An 18,247-nucleotide genomic window follows, 5' to 3' on the forward strand; every position below is an offset into this window, starting at 1 on the left:
TGAAAAATTTCATAAAGAAAATAAGAAAAATGCAAAATAATTAAAGTTAATTGTTGACGTGATGCTTTTATTATCGGTATCATAAATCTTCGTGAGCAATTATTTTTCGTTATACGATTTTTTTATTATTACTGAATTTTTGAGAGGAGAAATTAGATGTCAGTTAAGAAGAAAACGCAAGTACGCACCGGCAAAATGGTACGTGAACTAATGTTAGCAGACGAAGATGTAAATGCTTCGCTAATTATGGTATATAGTGAAAACGGTGTAAACGCAGAAATTAAAATCGAGGGCTTAACGCCGAAATGTAACGAAGAATTATTTTTGAGCGGAAACGTGGATTGGAACAAGAGTGTTATTTATAAAATTGTTGATTTCACTGGGAACGCTGAAGTTGGTAAAGTTACATTAACAGCGATGAACAAAAATAATGTTTCTCTAGAAGTTGAGCGCGTTATGTGGAGCAAAGAAAATAAAGAAGCTGCTGAGCAAGAAGAAACAGTTGTAGAAGCTACTCCGAAAAAAGAAGTAGTTGTAGAAGCTCCAAAAGCAGTTACACCGGCTCCAAAACCTGTTACGCGAGTAGAAACACCTGTAGCACCTAAACCTACTCCGGTACCAACGCCGAAGCCAGTAAGTGTAGAAGCAGCTGTGGAATTATCTACTCCAGCACCTGTGAAAAAAGCAGTACCAACTCCAGTTACAAAGCAAGAGACAGCACCGGTTGCGCCTGCAAAACCGAAGCAACCTGCTTTGACTGAAACAAATACAAAACTACAAGAAAATTATGTGAAACTCGTGAAAAAGACAATTGAAGTTTGTCAAGATTACGAGCTTGGCATCGACATAGATGATTCTATTGAAAGCTTAAAACAAGAACTACAAAGCCAAGGTATTAGCGTTACATTTGACAAAGAAATTATGGACGTTGTAAATCGCCTTCGTTCTTTACAAGATAAAGGAATCAAAGTAGAAAAAGTACTTAATTTACTATAAAAAAATAAGAGGTGGCAATTGCCACCTCTTATTTTTTATAATTCCATTCCTTACTTTCATACTTCTCTTTTGCTAATGTTTGCACTTCATGTAACTGTTCTTCTGTTAATTCATACGGAACAAGCTCTACATCTAATCCTTTTTCAAACCCAACCTCAAACGCTTTAATTAACTGTTCGATTGTAAACGTACGGTCTGTTAATTCATTAATTGCTACCGCTTTAGAAGAGAACATACTCTTCATACGTTCTTTTACACGTTCATTCGGGAATAAAAACAAATCATATAATTCATCTAAATCTATTTCTAACGGAATCGATCCGTGCTGTAAAATCACACCTTTTTGACGTGTTTGAGCACTACCTGCGATTTTTCTTCCTTCTACTACAATTTCATACCAAGACGGTGCATCAAAGCATACGCCTGAACGTGGATTTTTTAAATTTTCACGGTCTGCTTCCGTTTTTGGAACTGCATAATACGCTTCTAATCCTAGTGCCTTAAAACCGTCTAATAAACCTTGCGAAATAATACGATACGCTTCTGTAACTGTTTTTGGCATATTTGGATGATCTTCAGACACAATAACACTGTACGTTAATTCTTTATCATGTAGTACACCCCTGCCGCCTGTTTGACGACGAACGAATCCATATTGCTTTTCGTTAACTACATCCATATTAATATCTTTTTCAACACGCTGGAAATACCCAACTGTTAATGTTGGTACTTCCCATTCATAAAAACGAATGGTTGGTGGCATTTTCTTTTCACTTTGCCAATTTAATAAACATTCATCTAACGCCATATTAAATGCCGGTGAACATTGACCAGAGTTAATATAACACCATTTTTCTTTTCCCATCCTGCACCTCATATAACCAATTATTTTTCACATTCTCTAGTCTACCAAATTCGACAAAATTTGTGAAAGAATACGAAATTTCTTCTTATATGCAAATGAATCTGTTGCATAAATACATACGGGCATTATAATATTGAAAGTAGGATAAGAAAAAAGGGAGCGATAGAACCGTGTCAACAACTTGGATTATTTTATTAGCCGTAATCGTAGCGTTCATCGGTTACACTGTATGGATGTATTTCTATCAGAAAAAATTAATTAAAACACTTTCAGAAGAAGAGTTTCGCGCTGGCTACCGTAAAGCACAGCTTATCGATATTCGAGAAGCAGACGAATATACTGCAGGGCATATTTTAGGCGCACGTAACATTCCGTTATCACAAATTCGCCTTCGTCATAAAGAACTTCGTAAAGATCAACCAGTTTACTTATACTGCCAAAGCGGATTCCGTACTGGTCGTGCGGCTCAATACTTAAAGAAACAAGGCTACAAAGATTTCTACCAATTACAAGGTGGATTCAAAACGTGGACTGGAAAAATTAAAAAGAAATAATAACATACAAAAACTAGCTGAATGATTCAGCTAGTTTTTTCATTCCATATTATTCGCAATATATAATAAATTTTGCTTAATCACATCTTTATCATTCTCTTGTGCATTACGATACAAAATCTGATATTCAAGTCCTTTCTCTTTCCATATAAGCGTAGCAAATTCGTCTCCTCGCTCAGAATCATCCTTATTTTTAAAATAAGCGAGTGCTCCATTATTCAATTTCATTTGTTCTTGAAATCGCTTCTCTTCCACGAGATCCGGAAAACTATAAGGAAAGTTCGCAACATTTAACTCAATATACTCATTTCTCCCCGGCTCCCGCTGTTTATATTTAATCATCAAAACAGTGTTCTTTTTTCCAATCGTTCTGACTTCCCCCTTCACATCACTCGTAATGTCATACGGTAAAAACGCCGGAACTTTAAATTTCACTGGAAAATATTTTGGAAGCTCCTTCAGCGGAATTGGATCTGTAACACGATCCATAGCTCCCCCTGTTGATCCCACAAAGTTTTTTTCTTCTTGCATCGTTTGCTGAAACGAACACGAACTTAGTACTAGACTAGAAAACACGAAACAAATGATTCTTTTTTTCAATTTGTTTCCGCCCTTTCTTCATACCGCTCTCTTTATGAAGAAAGCGTTAATGCCCGACTCATTAAAGTTTCACTTTATATGCTATTCATATTCGCTTCATTAACAAACTCCCCCTTTGAAAACTTTCCACGTTATTCTCACACATTTTGACAAAACTCCTTTATAGACGCAAAAAAGACCCCCATCATTCTCACGCCCAAATAAAAAGGTTACGCGAATAACAGAAGTCATGTTTATAACATAGTTTGTGAAAAGCTTTTCAGGTCAAGATTTTTTCATTCTTATTATTTTCCCTTTATAATAGTGGAAAGAGGTGATACATATGGCCAATATAAAACAAATTGCAAAAACCGCTGGTGTATCCATATCAACTGTTTCCCGCGTCCTTAATAATCACCCTTACGTAAAAGAAGAAAAACGTAAGCGTGTTCTAGATGCTGTTGAAGAATTGAACTATGCCAAAAATATAAATGCTATTCATTTAATAAAGGGAAAAACCTATACGATCGGGGTTATGCTCCCTTTCATTAACCTCCCATACTTCAGTACCATTATTGAAGGCATCGGAAACGAAGCGTTAGCAGCTGGATATCATATTAATTTATGTCAAACGAATTACGATAGCCTCGAAGAGATTCGCGTTCTTGAAATGATGAAAATGAAACAATTCGACGGAATGATTATTTGCTCTCGAACGAGTTCTTGGGAACAAATTGAACCTTTCGCAAAATTCGCCCCTATTATTTCATGTGAAAAGATGAAGCATCCCCTCATTTCATCTATCTATGTAGATCATTACGAAGGCTTCCGTCTCGGCACTGCCTATTTACTCAGTAAAGGGCATGAGAAAATCGGGATATGTTTAGCAAGAAAAACGAGTGCAAATTCTATAGAGCGCGAAAAAGCATTTGCTGATACGCTTCATAACGAAGGTAAAACGGTACATCCAGATTGGATTTTTCATCAGTGCTATACGATGCAGGATGGTGCAAAAATACTTCATCGCATTTTAAACATGAAAAATCGTCCAACCGCTATTTTCACAGCGAATGATCAAGTTGCAGCTGGTTTATTAACAGAGGCGCGAAAACATGGCATTCGAGTCCCTGAAGAACTTGCTATCCTCGGATTTGATAATCATGAAATTTCAAAAGCGTTAGAAATTTCAACTATTGAGCATCCTGGTCTCGCAATGGGCTCACATGCTTTTTCTTTATTCCATAAACAAATCCAGAGCGAGCAAATTGTCGGGAACGCAAAAGAGCTTTCATTCCATTTAATTGAGCGAGATACTGTCTAAAAAGAGCGTTACCTATTGCGCTCTTTTTCAGCTCTTCCCCTATTGACTTTATATTTTCCATCTCATATAATGAACCTAACGAACGGTAGGTAGGGGATGAAAATGACAGCAAACCGCATTAAAGCTGTAGCACTTTCTCATTTCGCACGCTACGGCTATGAAGGAACTTCATTAGCAAATATTGCTCAAGAAGTTGGGATTAAAAAACCATCGATTTACGCACACTTTAAAGGAAAAGAAGAGCTATATTTTATATGCTTAGAATCCGCTCTTCAAAAAGATTTACAGAGCTTCACAGACGATATCGAAAATTTTTCAAATTCGTCTACTGAAGAATCGCTCTTACAGTTACTAAAGGGCTACGCAAAACGATTTGGTGAAAGTGAAGAATCAATGTTTTGGTTACGAACTTCCTATTTTCCGCCCGATGCATTTCGCGAACAAATTATCGAAAAAGCGAATACACACATTGAGAACGTCGGAAAACTTTTATTCCCTATATTTAAACGTGCAAACGAGCAAAGTGAACTGCATAACATTGAAGTAGAAGACGCTCTAGAAGCTTTTCTATGCTTACTAGACGGACTTATGGTTGAGCTACTATTTGCAGGTTTAAATCGCTTTGAGACTCGTTTAAACGCCTCTTGGCAAGTATTTTGGCGAGGCCTTTCAAACTGACGGATTGCTCCTTTGCAATGCGTCGTTTTTAAGCCCTTTACCTAACGACTGGTAGGAAGGAGAAATGACATATGGCATGGATTTATGTAATCATAGCTGGTATTATTGAAATCTTTTGGGTCATTGGACTAAAACACGCGGAGGCACCACTTGAATGGGCTGGCGTTGCATTATTAATTACAATTAGTTTCGTTTTATTATTTAAAGCTTATAAAGATTTACCTGTCGGCACTGTATATGCAGTCTTTACAGGAATTGGAGCTGGTGGGATCGTTCTGACAGAGATTTTCATCTTCGGAGAACCTTTCTCTATTGTAAAAGTTTTATTAATCGGTTTAATCTTCTTCGGAGTAATTGGGCTAAAACGAGTAACAGAAGAAAAAGAAGCGAAGGAGGCCGCATAAAATGGCTTGGGTATTTTTGATTCTAGCTGGTATTTGTGAAATTATTGGTGTACTCTTTATGAAAGTAGCCACTGAAAAGAAAGGCTGGGCACCAAAAGTTATTTTAATCGCTAACTTCGGCGTAAGCTTCTTCTTCTTATCTCTTGCGATGGACACATTACCGATGGGAACTGCTTACGCGATTTGGACTGGAATCGGAACTGCCGGAAGTGCACTTCTAGGTATTCTTATTTTCCGTGAATCAGCGGAGTGGCGTCGACTTGCCTTCTTAAGCTGCATTCTATGCGGCGCTGTTGGCTTAAAACTATTAAGCTAACGTGAGGTGAACGTCATGTGGAAAGAAAAAGGAAAACAAATGTTAGCATGGATTACACTCGGGATTGTCATTCTACTGCAAATCAGTTTTCACATAATAGAATGGTTGTTTCATAAAGTAATATCCATTCTTACATTTCTTCCTAGCATGGCACTCGAAATTGCATCTATTGCTTGGTCAGTTATTGCCTCCATTGCAATCGTCATTATATGGAGTATCGCCAAACTATGGAATAAATTATTTAAAAAGGACAGTACTTCTGAAAAAGAGTAACTGTCCTTTTTTACATTCATTTCGACTTTCTGTAGAAGTTTGATGTGATAAGACAAAGAAGACCAACTATGACAATACTTATACCAATCCCTTTATGCAAATTAGGAAATGGTGATGGTATATCTGAATAGAAATTTGCTAATACGAGACCGATCGAAAATAAAAATATCCCTATTCTATATAACCATTTTCTTTTGTTCATCATTCTCCCCCTAACATTTTTCATACACTCCTTTCTTTTGGACATACTACCTAAAAAAGGAGTGGATAATATGCAAAATTCTATACATAAGCAGATCCTATTTTTATTTTTCTTCTTTCTCATTCTCGTTATCATTTTCAGCTTTATATTACATACTCCAAAAGATGTTGTACCGAATAGCCTCTCTGTTTATAAACTCTTACTTTCATATTGTCGTTATTGAAGAAGGTGCCTTACATAAGGCACCCTTTAAAATTCTCTCTTCTCATACAATTTCACTGAAACGAAGATAGATACTATGAACATGCATATTGAACTAACGAATAACACGCTGTTATATAGTTGAATTTGTTCTAGGTTGATTTCAAACAAAGTTTCTAAAATAACAATCGGTGCCATGAATATTACTATCGTAATAAAAATAGTTTTTTTATACCCTAGCCAAAACGCTATCGGTAGAACAAAACTTAAATATACTAAAATGAAGCTAATACTAGTAAACACTGTCGTTTCAATAAATTCAAATAGGTTAACCCCACTCTTCATTCCCATCGTGAAACAACCGACCGTTGCGCTTATAAAAAGAATAATTATTGCTACTATATATTTTGCATACACAATTTGTTTTCTCCATATTGGTAAGCTATTTACTATAACTTCACTCTCATTTTTACTATCTGCTTCAAATGTTTTTACTGTTGCCCCAATTGTAAAAATTACTGACATAATTATGAACAGATTTTTCGTATCTGTTAAGGCCATATAAAAGAAAACAGGATACAGTATGTACCAAATTAAAAATTTCCATTGAATGATGAAATCTTTTAAAATTAGTTGTTTCAATGCTATTCCCCCCTCACAGATCACGCTCATTATAAAAATGAATTGAGAAAAACATGGACATAACATATAAAAGAAGCAGCCCTGCTATAAAACAACTATTTACAACAAGACTCGTGTTCCAAACATTCTCTATATCTAACCACACTTTACTTACAATCAGTCCACTTAAATACCCAAATGCAATTCCGATGAAGTGTGCAATTTGTTTTGCACTGCTATATCCCACTGAAAATTCAATTGGGAGTACAATCATGCTATAAACCAATCCTCCCGTGATTCCGCCAAGAATTTCTCCCCATAGCATAAACACAGTTGTATTTTCATTTTGCAACTGGATTAAACTAACCACAAGTGAGAAAACTCCGCCTAAAGTAACTAAAATACTTACAAATATGTATTTTGCTATGACAATTTCTTTACGCTGAAACGGTAAACTATTTATTATCATTTCACTTTTATTCCTATTCTCATAACTCATTGACAGCATCATTCCAAGAACAGGTATAAACATAATAAATGTCATCAGAAAACTATCACTACGAAAATCAACAATAGCAAGGAAAAACAAACATATTAGATACACAAAACTTAACTTTCTTTGCAACATCATATCTTTTAAGACTAATTGCTTGATCATGTTTTACCCTCCTAATATGAAAATGCCCCTTCTATAACTCTGCCTCCTGAAACATTTTCATTGAGAGCAACATTGATATGACTATACTTACTAACACTCCGATACCAACAACACTCATTGCTAGTGTAGCCTCTTGAGAGTGGAGTACTTTTAACATGATTATTTCATCACCAAAAATATTGCACATAAGGCCAATCATACCCATTAAAGGAAAAATCATAATCACATTCAAGACAGTAATAGCTTTATATCCCCCAATGTAATTAGTAGGTATCGTTACTACACAATAAATCGAGGTTGCTGCTATTGCTGAAAATATTGCATATCCAGGAATAACTATATCTCTGTTCAACAAAATATTTCCTAATATTACGACTATAGAGGTTATACTCAAACCGACTATAATAAATAATGTGGTTGAAATATATTTAGCTATCACTATCTCTTTTCTCATTATAGGCAAACTCACTAATACTTTTTCTGTTTTACTTTTTTCTTCATAATAAAAAGAAATATATATAATCGTACTACATGTCATAAATAATCCTATTGCAATCCCCATTGGTTCTACAGAATTTCTAAAAACAGATAAAATAGGTATTAAAAAATAAAAAGGAAACATCTTCTTCTGTAAGAAAAACTCCTTCAAAATTAACTGTTGCATATGAATTCTCCTCTCTACAAATCACGTGCTTCATAAATTCTAATTGTAAGAAACATAGAAGCGATATAAATACTGACTAATGCAATGAATCCAACTATAAATACACCAATATGCAGAGGATTCATAATCCACTCAAGGAATGGAGGTGTTGTTTCATTCAGCCCATCACTAATAAATATCCAAAGTATCCCACCCACTCCTATTGATGCTGCTGATACTAGACTTCTTACTACCTTCGATTTTGTACCATAATAACTAGGGAAAAAGGTGACAACTAAAAATACGGCGTAAACAACCCCATTTATTACTTCATACCACGGAATTTCAATGTATAGATTAGGATGATATGCACCGATATCACCAATAACAGCGATACCTCTTATAAGGAAAATAAGCAACAAAGTAGAAAACATGCCACCTACAATAAATATTGCACTGGAGATATATCTAGCAATTATGATATCTTTTCTACTTAACGGTAAACTATTCATAACAATGTCGCTTGTATTCCTTTCATCTATTACGATTAATATCGTAACTGAGGAAAGCGTTGCAAATACACAACTCATAGGAAACAGCATTCCATCACCGTTTTCAAATAAAAAGAATATAAAGGGTATAGTAAGATACACTGGCCATATCCCCCGAAAAAAGAACAAATCTTTATATACGAGCTGACGCATAGGCACCTCTTCCTTTCGCGGTGTGAACGATAATATCATCTAATGTAGGCTTTTCTAGTACAACTTCACTTCCAAACCAATCGATAATTGCTTGTTTATCCTTCGCTAACCCTTCGAAACCGAACTTATTTTTTCGTAATCCAACAAATAGCTCTTTTCCTTCTCGGTCTAGTAAATCGTTACTTCCTTTTACGACTACGTAGTTCTCCATTAATTCATCTTTTTCACCAGTAAATATAATTTCTCCATCGTTGATGAACGTAATATAATCTGCAATGCGCTCTAAGTCTGTTGTAATATGTGTTGAGAATAATACAGATACTTCATCTTCCATTACAATTTCTTGCAACATATCAAGTAATTCACTTCGAACAACTGAATCTAATCCTGCTGTCGGTTCGTCCATAATAATAAACTCCGCGTGGTGCGAAAGTGCGATGGCAATTGCAAATTTCATTTTCATCCCTTTTGATAGTTCTTTAATTTTTTTATACTTCGGAACTTGCAATCTATGCATATACGATTGATACTGCTCGTCGTCCCACTTTTTATATAACGGCGCAATAATACGCTTCATTTGTTCACACGTTAAATCTTCATAGTAATGATTTTCATCATATACAAAACCGATATTTTGTTTTATTTCTTTTTCGGCTTTCTTATTGTCCTTGCCAAAAATTTTTATATCGCCGCTATCTTTTCGAATTAAATTCATAATCATTTTGATCGTCGTACTTTTCCCGGCTCCATTCGGTCCGACAAATCCCATAATATATCCGCGTGGTAATGTAAAACTTATATTTTTCACTGCAAAATCTTGATAACTTTTACAAACATTTTTTAGCTCTAACATCTCTTATTCCCCCTCATATAAACACGCAATCATCTGCTGTAAATCTTCAAGTGACAGCTGCAACGCTTTACTTTCATTCACAATCTCTTCCGCTTTACTTTCCAGTAAACGTAGCCGCTGTTCTCTTAGTAGTTCATTATTTTTACGTGAAACATAAGTCCCCTTCCCAGCAACAGTTTCTATATATCCTTCTTTTTCAAGCTCCTCGTACGCACGCTTCGTTGTAATTACACTAATTTGTAATTCCTTCGCTAAGCTACGAATAGACGGTAATTGGTCTCCACCCTTTAAACCACCATTTAAAATAAGCTGGCTTAATTGTTTTCTTATTTGCACATAAATAGGGTCTTGGGAAGAATTCGAAATAATAATATTCATGTTTTCCTCCAGTGTGTGTATATACTGTGTATACCTTATATACACAGTATATACACGACATCCTATTTTTGGCAAGAAAAAAAGACCAACATTTTCCTGTTGGTCTTTCGTATATGTATCACTTTTCAAAGCGATCTAACATCTCATCTCTCATTCCGAAACTCACTACCGCAATTCCTACATACATAAACAGAAGGAACGCAGGATGAACTGTGTTGTACCAAGTGCTATCAACAATTAAATAAATCGTTAATGCGACAACAAGAACAAACGCTAAGATAAACATATAAAAGTGTCTTGTGCTACCCATGATAAACTCCTCTCTTCTCACTTCACCATTCAACAGTATATTTTATCGAATAATTCGATATGACTCAAGGTTAACTTTCTGTTATGTAATCAAGTTCCACCTTTACAATGTCCTCACATGCTATTGAAATGATTGTTCCTTGCTTATCAATTGCCGTCACTTCTCTATTATCCATTACACGATGCGCTACTCTTTCTAGTACTTTTCCTTGGTCTCGATAACAAAATTCTTTTATATCTTTAATCGTTTTTCCGTTTTCTAAATGGTATATCATTCTATAACACCGATATCCCACATTTTCCCCCCCCAGCTTGCTCGTTTTTTCACATATACATAAAAATGAGTCATTCCTATCTCATTACATCTTCTTAATTTCAATAAAATTCTAACAAAAATAAATACTTTTATCAAACCGACTTTTTCAACAAAATCACCTATGAAACTGCTTCTTTACGCCATTATGAAACAAAAAATATAAAATAGTAACATTTTCTTCACCACTTCTGCATAAAGTGAAACTTTAATCAGTGGGGGATTTTTGTTTATCCCCCTTGATTATCAGCCCGCAAATCGAGGGACAAATTCTCCATACAAAAAAAGAACCCGCATATAGCGAGTTCTTCCTTTGTTATGCTAATCAAACTTGTACAGGTGCTAGCTTTTCATAACGTAAAACTGGTTTACGAGCAGCCAATGTTTCATCCAAACGTTTAATTACCGTTGTATGTGGCGCTTCTTGTACAACTTCTGGATTTTCTTCTACTTCTTTAGCAATTTGAATCATCTTATCAATGAAACCGTCTAAAGTTTCTTTTGATTCTGTTTCTGTCGGCTCAATCATAATACATTCTTCCACATTTAATGGGAAGTAAATTGTTGGTGGATGGTAACCAAAATCAAGCAGGCGTTTTGCAATATCTAATGTACGTACACCAAGTTTCTTTTGACGACGACCTGATAATACAAACTCATGCTTACAATGTCTATCGAATGGAAGATCATAGAACGGTGCTAGTCTTCTCATCATATAGTTCGCATTTAATACCGCATACTCTGTTACTGCACGTAGTCCATCTGGACCCATAGAACGAATGTATGTGTATGCACGAACGTTAATTCCGAAGTTACCATAAAACGGTTTTACGCGCCCAATTGCTTCTGGACGATCATAGTTAAAGCGATAGCCATTTTCCGTTTTCTCTAAAATTGGTTTTGGTAAGTACGGAATTAAATCAGCTTTCACACCTACTGGACCAGAACCTGGGCCACCGCCGCCATGAGGACCTGTAAATGTTTTATGAAGGTTTAAATGCACAACGTCAAATCCCATATCTCCTGGGCGCGCTTGGCTTAATACCGCATTTAAGTTTGCACCATCATAGTATAATTTACCGCCTGCATTATGGACGATTTCTGCCATTTCTAAAATGTTTTCTTCGAATAAACCTAATGTATTAGGATTTGTTAACATAAGTGCTGCTGTTTCTTCGTTTACAACACGTTTTAAATCTTCTAAGTCAACAAGACCATTTTCATTTGATTTTACTGTAATTGTTTCAAAACCAGCTACAGTTGCAGATGCTGGATTCGTTCCGTGAGCAGAGTCAGGAACAATTACTTTCGTACGGTTAAAGTCACCATTTGCTTCATGGTATGCACGAATTAACATTAAGCCTGTCCATTCTCCGTGTGCACCAGCTGCTGGTTGTAATGTAACAGTATCCATACCTGTAATTTCAATTAAATGCTCTTGTAAGTCGTACATTAATTCCATTGCACCTTGTACTGTCTTTTCATCTTGCAACGGATGAATATTTGCAAATCCTGCAAAACGAGCTACACTCTCATTAATTTTCGGATTATATTTCATCGTACAAGATCCAAGTGGATAGAATCCAGAATCTACACCGTGGTTACGGTTTGAAAGTGCTGTATAGTGGCGCATAATGTCAAGTTCAGATACTTCTGGTAGCTCTGCATCTTCTACTCGAATATAATCGCTCTCAAACACATCTTCTAGTTTCACTTCTTCTACATCTAATTTTGGTAGGCTATATCCTATGCGTCCTTCTTTACTCACTTCAAAGATAAGTGCTTGGTCTTGGTTCTTCATTGGATAGCCCCCATTTCGTTTACAAGTGTGTCAATTTCCTCTTTTGTACGAAGCTCAGTTACTGCTACAAGCATATGGTTTTCATGCTCTTTATAATCACGGCCTAGGTCGTAACCGCCGATAATATTCTTTTGTAATAATGCATCGTTTACTTCTTTCACTGGACGCTTGCAATCTACAACAAACTCATTGAAGAATGGTCCAGCAAATGTTACAGCGAAGCCTTTCGCTTCAAATTGACGTTTTGCATATTGTGCTTTAGAAATGTTTTGACGTGCCATTTCTTTCACACCTTGTTTACCAAGTGCTGTCATTGCAACTGATGCTGCTAATGCATTTAACGCTTGGTTTGAACAAATGTTAGACGTCGCTTTGTCACGGCGAATATGCTGTTCACGCGCTTGTAACGTTAATACAAACCCACGTTTACCATCTGAATCTACAGTTTGTCCAACAAGACGTCCTGGAATTTTACGCATAAATGCTTTCGTTGTTGCAAAGTAACCACAGTGTGGTCCACCAAACTGCGTTGGAATACCAAATGGTTGTGCATCACCGATTACAACATCCGCACCAAATTTTCCTGGTGGTGTTAATGCGCCTAATGATAATGGATTTGAAGAAACGATAAATAATGATTTTTGTTGATGAACGATTTTTTCAATATCAGCTAATTTTTCAACTTGTCCGAAGAAGTTTGGATATTGAACGATTACACAAGCAACTGTATCATCTACTTCACTTTGTAATACGTCTAAATCTGTTACACCATCTTTATGATTAATTTCAACAACTTCAAGATGTTGACCTTTTGCATACGTTTCAAGTACTGCTCTTGATTCTGGATGAACTGCGCTAGATACAAGAATTTTCTTTTTACGAGTATGGCCAGCTGCTAGCATTGCCGCTTCAGCTAAAGCTGTACCTCCATCGTACATAGAAGAGTTTGCTACATCCATTCCTGTTAATTCACAAATCATTGTTTGGAATTCAAAGATTGCTTGTAATTCCCCTTGTGAAATTTCTGGTTGGTATGGCGTGTAAGCTGTATAAAATTCTGAGCGAGAGATAACGTGATCTACAATTACTGGAGCGTAATGATCGTATACACCTGCTCCTAAGAAAGAAGCGTATTCTTTTAAGTTAGCATTTTTACTAGCCATTTGAGATAACTCTTTTAACAGCTCTGGCTCTGATTTTGCTTCTTTAATTTTTAAATCCCCTTTAAAACGAACACTCTCTGGAATATCAGAGAATAACTCATCGATCGTTTGAACGCCGATCGTTTGTAACATTTCTTTTTTGTCTTCTTCTGTCATTGGAAGATAACGATGCAACATGAAATCTACCCCTCTCCCCGTTACTTTGAACGTTTATAAAATGGTGTTGGAACAACTACTGCTTTGACGCGTTTATTACGAATTTCAATTTCTACTTCTGTATCAACTGCTGCGTATTTTACATCAATTAGTGCTAAACCAATGCTTTTCTTTAACGTTGGAGATTGTGTACCACTCGTTACTTCCCCGATTTTTTCTTCTCCAATAAATACAGGGTAATGTGTACGAGGAATTCCACGTTCGATTACTTCGATGCCGACTAACTTACGAGGCGCACCGTTTTCTTTTTGCTCTTTTAACGTTTCTTTTCCAAAGAAGTCTGCTTCTTTATTTGGTTTTACCGCAAAGCCAATTCCAGCTTCAATCGGTGTAATATCTTTTGATAATTCTTGACCATAAAGTGGTAATGTTGCTTCGAAGCGAAGTGTATCACGAGCACCTAAACCACATGCTTTTAAGCCTTCTTCTGCTCCAACTTCAAGAAGTTTCTCCCAAAGTTTTGCAGCATCTTCACTCTTACAGTAAATTTCAAATCCATCTTCACCTGTGTAACCCGTACGAGATACAAGTGCTGGAATTCCATCTACAAGAATATCGTTTTTAAATTTAAAGAACTTAATTTCTTTCAAATCTTCTGACACAACTTTTTGTAAAATGCCTTCTGCTTTTGGTCCTTGAATTGCAAGCTGTGCAACTTCACTAGAAACATTGACTACTTTCGCATCGCCAATTACATGGCTAGCTAACCATTCGTAATCTTTCTCGATATTTGATGCGTTGATTACTAATAAATAGTCTTCTTCACCACGTTTGTAGATTAATAAATCATCTACTGTACCACCATTTTCGTAGCACATAGCTGTATATTGTGCGCCTCCTACCTTTAAGGTAGAAACGTCATTTGTAACAACACGTTGTAAAAATGCTAAACTATCTACACCTTTTACCTCAACTTCTCCCATATGAGAAACATCGAACAAACCTGCAGCCGTACGTACAGCTTCATGTTCTTCTTTAATGCTTGAAAATTGAACCGGTAATTCCCAACCACCGAAGTCGATTGTTTTCCCACCATACTTCGCGTATACATCAAATAACGGTGTACGTTGTAATGTAATCATGCTCTCTCCCCCTTATGCTTTGACAAATCAATAAAAGTTGCTCGCCATATCTAAACATTTTCACTCTGAAAAGATAGGATATACGGAATCTCATTATATTTTTTTATGAAAGCGTAAATAAAAAATCACTTTCTTGGATAAAATACGAAAGATTCCACACATTTCACACCATTATCCTAACATCATTCGCTATATTTCATCAATATTCTAGCATAAAAAATAATTTAGAATTTTTTATTCTTAATCTTATTAAATACAACTTTCAAAATTTAACCCTTTATCTTTGCCTATTCTTTAACTTTTAGTATGTGTAATAGTGCCTTATTACAAGGTTTATATAATAAAGATTTTTTTAATAATTACTTTAGTTTATAAAAGGTGGGAGAGTCGTAATGAATGTCGATATTTCCGTAGATCGAACGTGGCAAAACAATTTTTTAAATAGAATTGACGAAGATGGCCCTTGGACAAACTGGGATTTATATCATTTAGCATATAAAACAGAAAAATCGTTACTTGTTCCTACTTTCGATGGATTACAAGCACCGAAACATTTATCTCATTTCACACCACTTCCTCATCAATTAGAAGTCGCTCAAAATGTCATTGAACAAATGAATGGTAAAGCGATACTGGCAGATGAAGTAGGACTTGGGAAAACAATTGAAGCTGGGCTTATTTTAAAAGAATACATGGTCCGCGGCCTTGTGAAAAAAGTACTTATACTCGTCCCGGCCTCTCTCGTATCACAATGGGCATACGAACTAAATACAAAGTTTTTCATTCCAGCTGTAGCCCAAAAGAAAAGCTATTCATGGGAACAAGCCGATGTGATTGTATCATCAATTGATACTGCAAAACGTTCACCGCATCGCGATATCGTTTTGAACTTAGAATATGACCTTATTATTATCGATGAAGCACATAAACTTAAAAATAATAAAACAAAAAACTATGAATTTGCACAGCGTTTAAAAAAGAAATTTTGCTTATTATTAACTGCTACTCCTGTTCAAAATAAGATTGATGAAATTTTCAACCTTGTATCTTTATTAAAGCCAGGACATTTAGGCAATCAATCCAACTTTGAAGAATATTACGCTTCAAAAAATCGTTCAGCCGAATCTGATGAAGATTTAAAAGCTCTTATTAATAAAGTAATGGTCCGAAATCGACGGCATAATACCGGGATTGATTGGCCAAAGAGACATGTACGTACAATTTTCGTTGAGTTTAATGAAGAAGAGCAAGCTTTGTATAACGGGATTGAAAATTGGCGAGGACAAGACGCCTTCACATCCGCTTTCTCATCGTTAACTTTAAAACGGGAAGCATGTAGTAGTCGTGAGGCCGTTTACTATTCATTAAAAAAACATGTAGAAAAACGACAGAAGGAAAATGAGCATTACATAAAAGACCCGCATATTGATGTGCTAATGGATAAAATTAATCATATTCCTTTCAACTCAAAAGCGAATAAAGCTCTTGAACTTATAAAAGAAATTGACGATAAAGTCGTCATCTTCACAGAATATCGAGCGTCACAAATGTACTTACAATGGTTTTTACAACAGCACGGTATTTCTTCCGTTCCATTCCGCGGCGGGTTTAAACGCGGGAAGAAAGATTGGATGAAGGAGCTTTTCCAAAACCACGCACAAGTATTAATTGCCACTGAAGCTGGTGGTGAAGGGATTAACTTACAGTTTTGTAGCCATATGATCAATTATGATTTGCCATGGAATCCAATGCGCCTTGAACAAAGAATCGGACGTATTCACCGTCTTGGTCAAAAGAATGATGTTCATATTTATAACTTAGCTACAAAACACACTGTTGAAGAACATATTTTGAAACTGTTATATGAAAAAATCAATTTATTTGAGCGTGTTATCGGTGAACTTGATGAAATTTTAACGAGAATTAATATGAAAAACATCGACGCGCACATTCAAGAAATATTTGCGCAATCAAAAAGCGAAGGAGAAATTCGAATTAAGATGGAAAACTTAACATCTATTATCGACTTCGCGAAACGAAATGAAGCTGAGGTGCAAGGCTATGCAGCAACATGAAATTCATAATTACTTATACAATTTTTTCGAGGCGAATAACTGTGAAATTTTACAGCGCTCCCCTCATCTATTAGATGTGCAGTTAACAATTGAGATGGATAAATTATTAATGAATCGCCCTTTTTATTGGCACTATCTTGAGAAAACAGGAGGCGTACCGAATCCGATGCGCCTTACTCTTATTACAAATCCAGAAAATGAAGAAAACGATGGCGAGCTTATTCACTACGGTTCACCACGTCTTCATCAAATTTTTCAAACGACTAAAGAATTAGGCTCTTACATACGTTTATATGAGGAAGTACGGCATAGCGGGGCAACACATACACCGCTCCACCCTTGGCTCGGTGTAAATATTAAAGTTTCCTATCAATGTGATCGAAAAAAAGACATCCTTCACTCCATTGGGATTCATCTCATTTCTGGCACAATGATCGCAAACTTTCATGAAACATTAGCTAAAATTAAACTTACACCGAAAATACCTGACTTTTGTTTTACGCTCTCGCCTATCATTAAACCGCAAAGTGGTTTACAACGTATAGAGGACGCGTTAAAGAATATTATTGCAGAAGATGACCATACGTGGGCGAAAGAAGCAAGAGTGCGCTGGAATCACGATTTAGACCTTTTAAATCGTTTTTATGAAGAAAGTGATGAACTTCCCGAAAGCTACGAAATTGAAAAACAAGCACTGCAAGAACAATACGAGCCACGTATTACAGTGCAAATTATTAACGGTGGACTTTTTTATGTTACCGCGAATCATTTTTTATCTTAAAAGAGCTCCTTCTGCTTTAGAAGGAGCTTTACTTTGAGTTATCCTCTATCGCTATTACGCTCTTGTTGTTTTTGCTTTGCCATACGTTTTTGATGCGCACGATCCTTTGCACTCACATGATTTGCATCAGTTGGAAGATTTTCTTTTGAACGGCCAATTCCATTGCTCATCTGTTTCACTCCTTTTATATCTTTCAAAATACACCCTTATTTTCAGCTAGAGATACAATCCTTATACAAAAAAATAAGAGCAGCCATTGGC

24 protein-coding genes are annotated in these 18,247 nt (G+C 35.9%); 9 read left to right on the forward strand and 15 right to left on the reverse strand.

Going from position 1 to position 18,247, the window contains the following annotated elements; translation table 11 throughout:
• The first annotated feature begins 156 nt into the window (after window positions 1–156).
• The gene (locus MR115_RS05605; RefSeq protein WP_151633132.1) at window positions 157–996 is read left to right on the forward strand and encodes a hypothetical protein; all 840 of its coding nucleotides are present in this window, start codon (window positions 157–159) and stop codon (window positions 994–996) included.
• A gap of 28 nt (window positions 997–1,024) precedes the next feature.
• Here the strand turns inward: MR115_RS05605 and MR115_RS05610 are convergent, their stop codons facing one another.
• A complete protein-coding gene (locus MR115_RS05610) occupies window positions 1,025–1,861 on the reverse strand; it encodes a lipoate--protein ligase family protein (protein ID WP_063260831.1) in 837 nt (278 codons plus the stop codon).
• Window positions 1,862–2,031: 170 nt separating this feature from the next.
• Between MR115_RS05610 and MR115_RS05615 the strand changes: the two genes are divergently transcribed.
• A complete protein-coding gene (locus tag MR115_RS05615) occupies window positions 2,032–2,415 on the forward strand; it encodes a rhodanese-like domain-containing protein (RefSeq protein WP_048531103.1) in 384 nt (127 codons plus the stop codon).
• Between the two features lie 39 nt (window positions 2,416–2,454).
• On the opposite strand, the gene MR115_RS05620 is transcribed toward MR115_RS05615, so the two are convergent.
• Window positions 2,455–2,991 (reverse strand): DNA polymerase III subunit delta, encoded by a 537-nt coding sequence (locus MR115_RS05620; RefSeq protein WP_242240619.1) that lies wholly within the window; start codon window positions 2,989–2,991, stop codon window positions 2,455–2,457.
• Window positions 2,992–3,337: 346 nt separating this feature from the next.
• Between MR115_RS05620 and MR115_RS05625 the strand changes: the two genes are divergently transcribed.
• The 5 genes from MR115_RS05625 (at window position 3,338) to MR115_RS05645 (ending at window position 5,986) form a co-directional block, all read left to right on the forward strand.
• The gene (locus MR115_RS05625) at window positions 3,338–4,315 is read left to right on the forward strand and encodes a LacI family DNA-binding transcriptional regulator (protein WP_242240372.1); all 978 of its coding nucleotides are present in this window, start codon (window positions 3,338–3,340) and stop codon (window positions 4,313–4,315) included.
• A 96-nt stretch (window positions 4,316–4,411) separates the two neighbouring features.
• Entirely contained in the window at window positions 4,412–4,993 is a 582-nt protein-coding gene (locus MR115_RS05630) for a TetR/AcrR family transcriptional regulator (protein ID WP_002073006.1), read from the forward strand.
• Between the two features lie 71 nt (window positions 4,994–5,064).
• The gene (locus MR115_RS05635) at window positions 5,065–5,397 is read left to right on the forward strand and encodes a DMT family transporter (RefSeq protein WP_061677420.1); all 333 of its coding nucleotides are present in this window, start codon (window positions 5,065–5,067) and stop codon (window positions 5,395–5,397) included.
• Window position 5,398: 1 nt separating this feature from the next.
• Entirely contained in the window at window positions 5,399–5,713 is a 315-nt protein-coding gene (locus tag MR115_RS05640; RefSeq protein ID WP_242240374.1) for a DMT family transporter, read from the forward strand.
• Window positions 5,714–5,728: 15 nt separating this feature from the next.
• Window positions 5,729–5,986, forward strand: a complete 258-nt coding sequence (locus tag MR115_RS05645; RefSeq protein ID WP_242240376.1) for a DUF3975 family protein — start codon at window positions 5,729–5,731, stop codon at window positions 5,984–5,986.
• Between the two features lie 16 nt (window positions 5,987–6,002).
• Here MR115_RS05645 and MR115_RS05650 read toward each other — a convergent pair whose 3' ends face one another.
• The 12 genes from MR115_RS05650 to gcvT all read right to left on the reverse strand — a co-directional run bounded on the left by MR115_RS05650 (window position 6,003) and on the right by gcvT (window position 15,130).
• Window positions 6,003–6,188, reverse strand: a complete 186-nt coding sequence (locus tag MR115_RS05650; RefSeq protein WP_242240379.1) for a hypothetical protein — start codon at window positions 6,186–6,188, stop codon at window positions 6,003–6,005.
• A 249-nt stretch (window positions 6,189–6,437) separates the two neighbouring features.
• Complete coding sequence (locus tag MR115_RS05655; protein ID WP_242240621.1) at window positions 6,438–7,061, reverse strand: ABC-2 transporter permease; 624 nt, start codon at window positions 7,059–7,061, stop codon at window positions 6,438–6,440.
• Complete coding sequence (locus MR115_RS05660) at window positions 7,045–7,668, reverse strand: ABC-2 transporter permease (protein ID WP_242240381.1); 624 nt, start codon at window positions 7,666–7,668, stop codon at window positions 7,045–7,047. The genes MR115_RS05655 and MR115_RS05660 overlap by 17 nt, the downstream gene beginning before the upstream one ends.
• A 31-nt stretch (window positions 7,669–7,699) precedes the next feature.
• A complete protein-coding gene (locus MR115_RS05665) occupies window positions 7,700–8,332 on the reverse strand; it encodes an ABC-2 transporter permease (RefSeq protein ID WP_242240383.1) in 633 nt (210 codons plus the stop codon).
• Window positions 8,333–8,346: 14 nt separating this feature from the next.
• Window positions 8,347–9,015 (reverse strand): ABC-2 transporter permease, encoded by a 669-nt coding sequence (locus tag MR115_RS05670; RefSeq protein ID WP_242240387.1) that lies wholly within the window; start codon window positions 9,013–9,015, stop codon window positions 8,347–8,349.
• A complete protein-coding gene (locus tag MR115_RS05675; RefSeq protein WP_242240390.1) occupies window positions 8,996–9,868 on the reverse strand; it encodes an ABC transporter ATP-binding protein in 873 nt (290 codons plus the stop codon). Before MR115_RS05675 ends, MR115_RS05670 begins: the two co-directional genes overlap by 20 nt.
• A gap of 3 nt (window positions 9,869–9,871) precedes the next feature.
• Window positions 9,872–10,246: a GntR family transcriptional regulator gene (locus tag MR115_RS05680; RefSeq protein WP_098884388.1), complete on the reverse strand. Its 375-nt coding sequence runs from the start codon at window positions 10,244–10,246 to the stop codon at window positions 9,872–9,874.
• Window positions 10,247–10,364: 118 nt separating this feature from the next.
• Complete coding sequence (locus MR115_RS05685; protein WP_000535935.1) at window positions 10,365–10,556, reverse strand: hypothetical protein; 192 nt, start codon at window positions 10,554–10,556, stop codon at window positions 10,365–10,367.
• A gap of 70 nt (window positions 10,557–10,626) precedes the next feature.
• Entirely contained in the window at window positions 10,627–10,830 is a 204-nt protein-coding gene (locus MR115_RS05690; protein ID WP_061677400.1) for a DUF3929 family protein, read from the reverse strand.
• Between the two features lie 363 nt (window positions 10,831–11,193).
• Window positions 11,194–12,669 (reverse strand): aminomethyl-transferring glycine dehydrogenase subunit 2, encoded by a 1,476-nt coding sequence (gcvPB, locus tag MR115_RS05695; protein WP_097818180.1) that lies wholly within the window; start codon window positions 12,667–12,669, stop codon window positions 11,194–11,196.
• The gene (gene gcvPA, locus MR115_RS05700; protein WP_063260821.1) at window positions 12,666–14,009 is read right to left on the reverse strand and encodes an aminomethyl-transferring glycine dehydrogenase subunit 1; all 1,344 of its coding nucleotides are present in this window, start codon (window positions 14,007–14,009) and stop codon (window positions 12,666–12,668) included. The genes gcvPB and gcvPA overlap by 4 nt, the downstream gene beginning before the upstream one ends.
• 20 nt (window positions 14,010–14,029) lie before the next feature.
• Window positions 14,030–15,130 (reverse strand): glycine cleavage system aminomethyltransferase GcvT, encoded by a 1,101-nt coding sequence (gcvT, locus tag MR115_RS05705; RefSeq protein ID WP_000631760.1) that lies wholly within the window; start codon window positions 15,128–15,130, stop codon window positions 14,030–14,032.
• Between the two features lie 392 nt (window positions 15,131–15,522).
• On the opposite strand from gcvT, the gene MR115_RS05710 reads away from it, so the two are divergent.
• Both MR115_RS05710 and MR115_RS05715 read left to right on the forward strand, forming a co-directional pair.
• Window positions 15,523–17,205: a DEAD/DEAH box helicase gene (locus MR115_RS05710; RefSeq protein WP_088028642.1), complete on the forward strand. Its 1,683-nt coding sequence runs from the start codon at window positions 15,523–15,525 to the stop codon at window positions 17,203–17,205.
• Entirely contained in the window at window positions 17,192–17,986 is a 795-nt protein-coding gene (locus MR115_RS05715; RefSeq protein WP_061677395.1) for a YqhG family protein, read from the forward strand. Before MR115_RS05710 ends, MR115_RS05715 begins: the two co-directional genes overlap by 14 nt.
• Before the next feature lie 38 nt (window positions 17,987–18,024).
• On the opposite strand, the gene MR115_RS29805 is transcribed toward MR115_RS05715, so the two are convergent.
• A complete protein-coding gene (locus MR115_RS29805) occupies window positions 18,025–18,156 on the reverse strand; it encodes a hypothetical protein (RefSeq protein WP_061677393.1) in 132 nt (43 codons plus the stop codon).
• Between the last annotated feature and the right edge of the window lie 91 nt (window positions 18,157–18,247).

Origin of the sequence: Bacillus cereus group sp. BfR-BA-01309, from assembly GCF_022664315.1 — a bacterium.
Classification (GTDB): Bacteria; Bacillota; Bacilli; order Bacillales; family Bacillaceae_G; genus Bacillus_A; species Bacillus_A mobilis.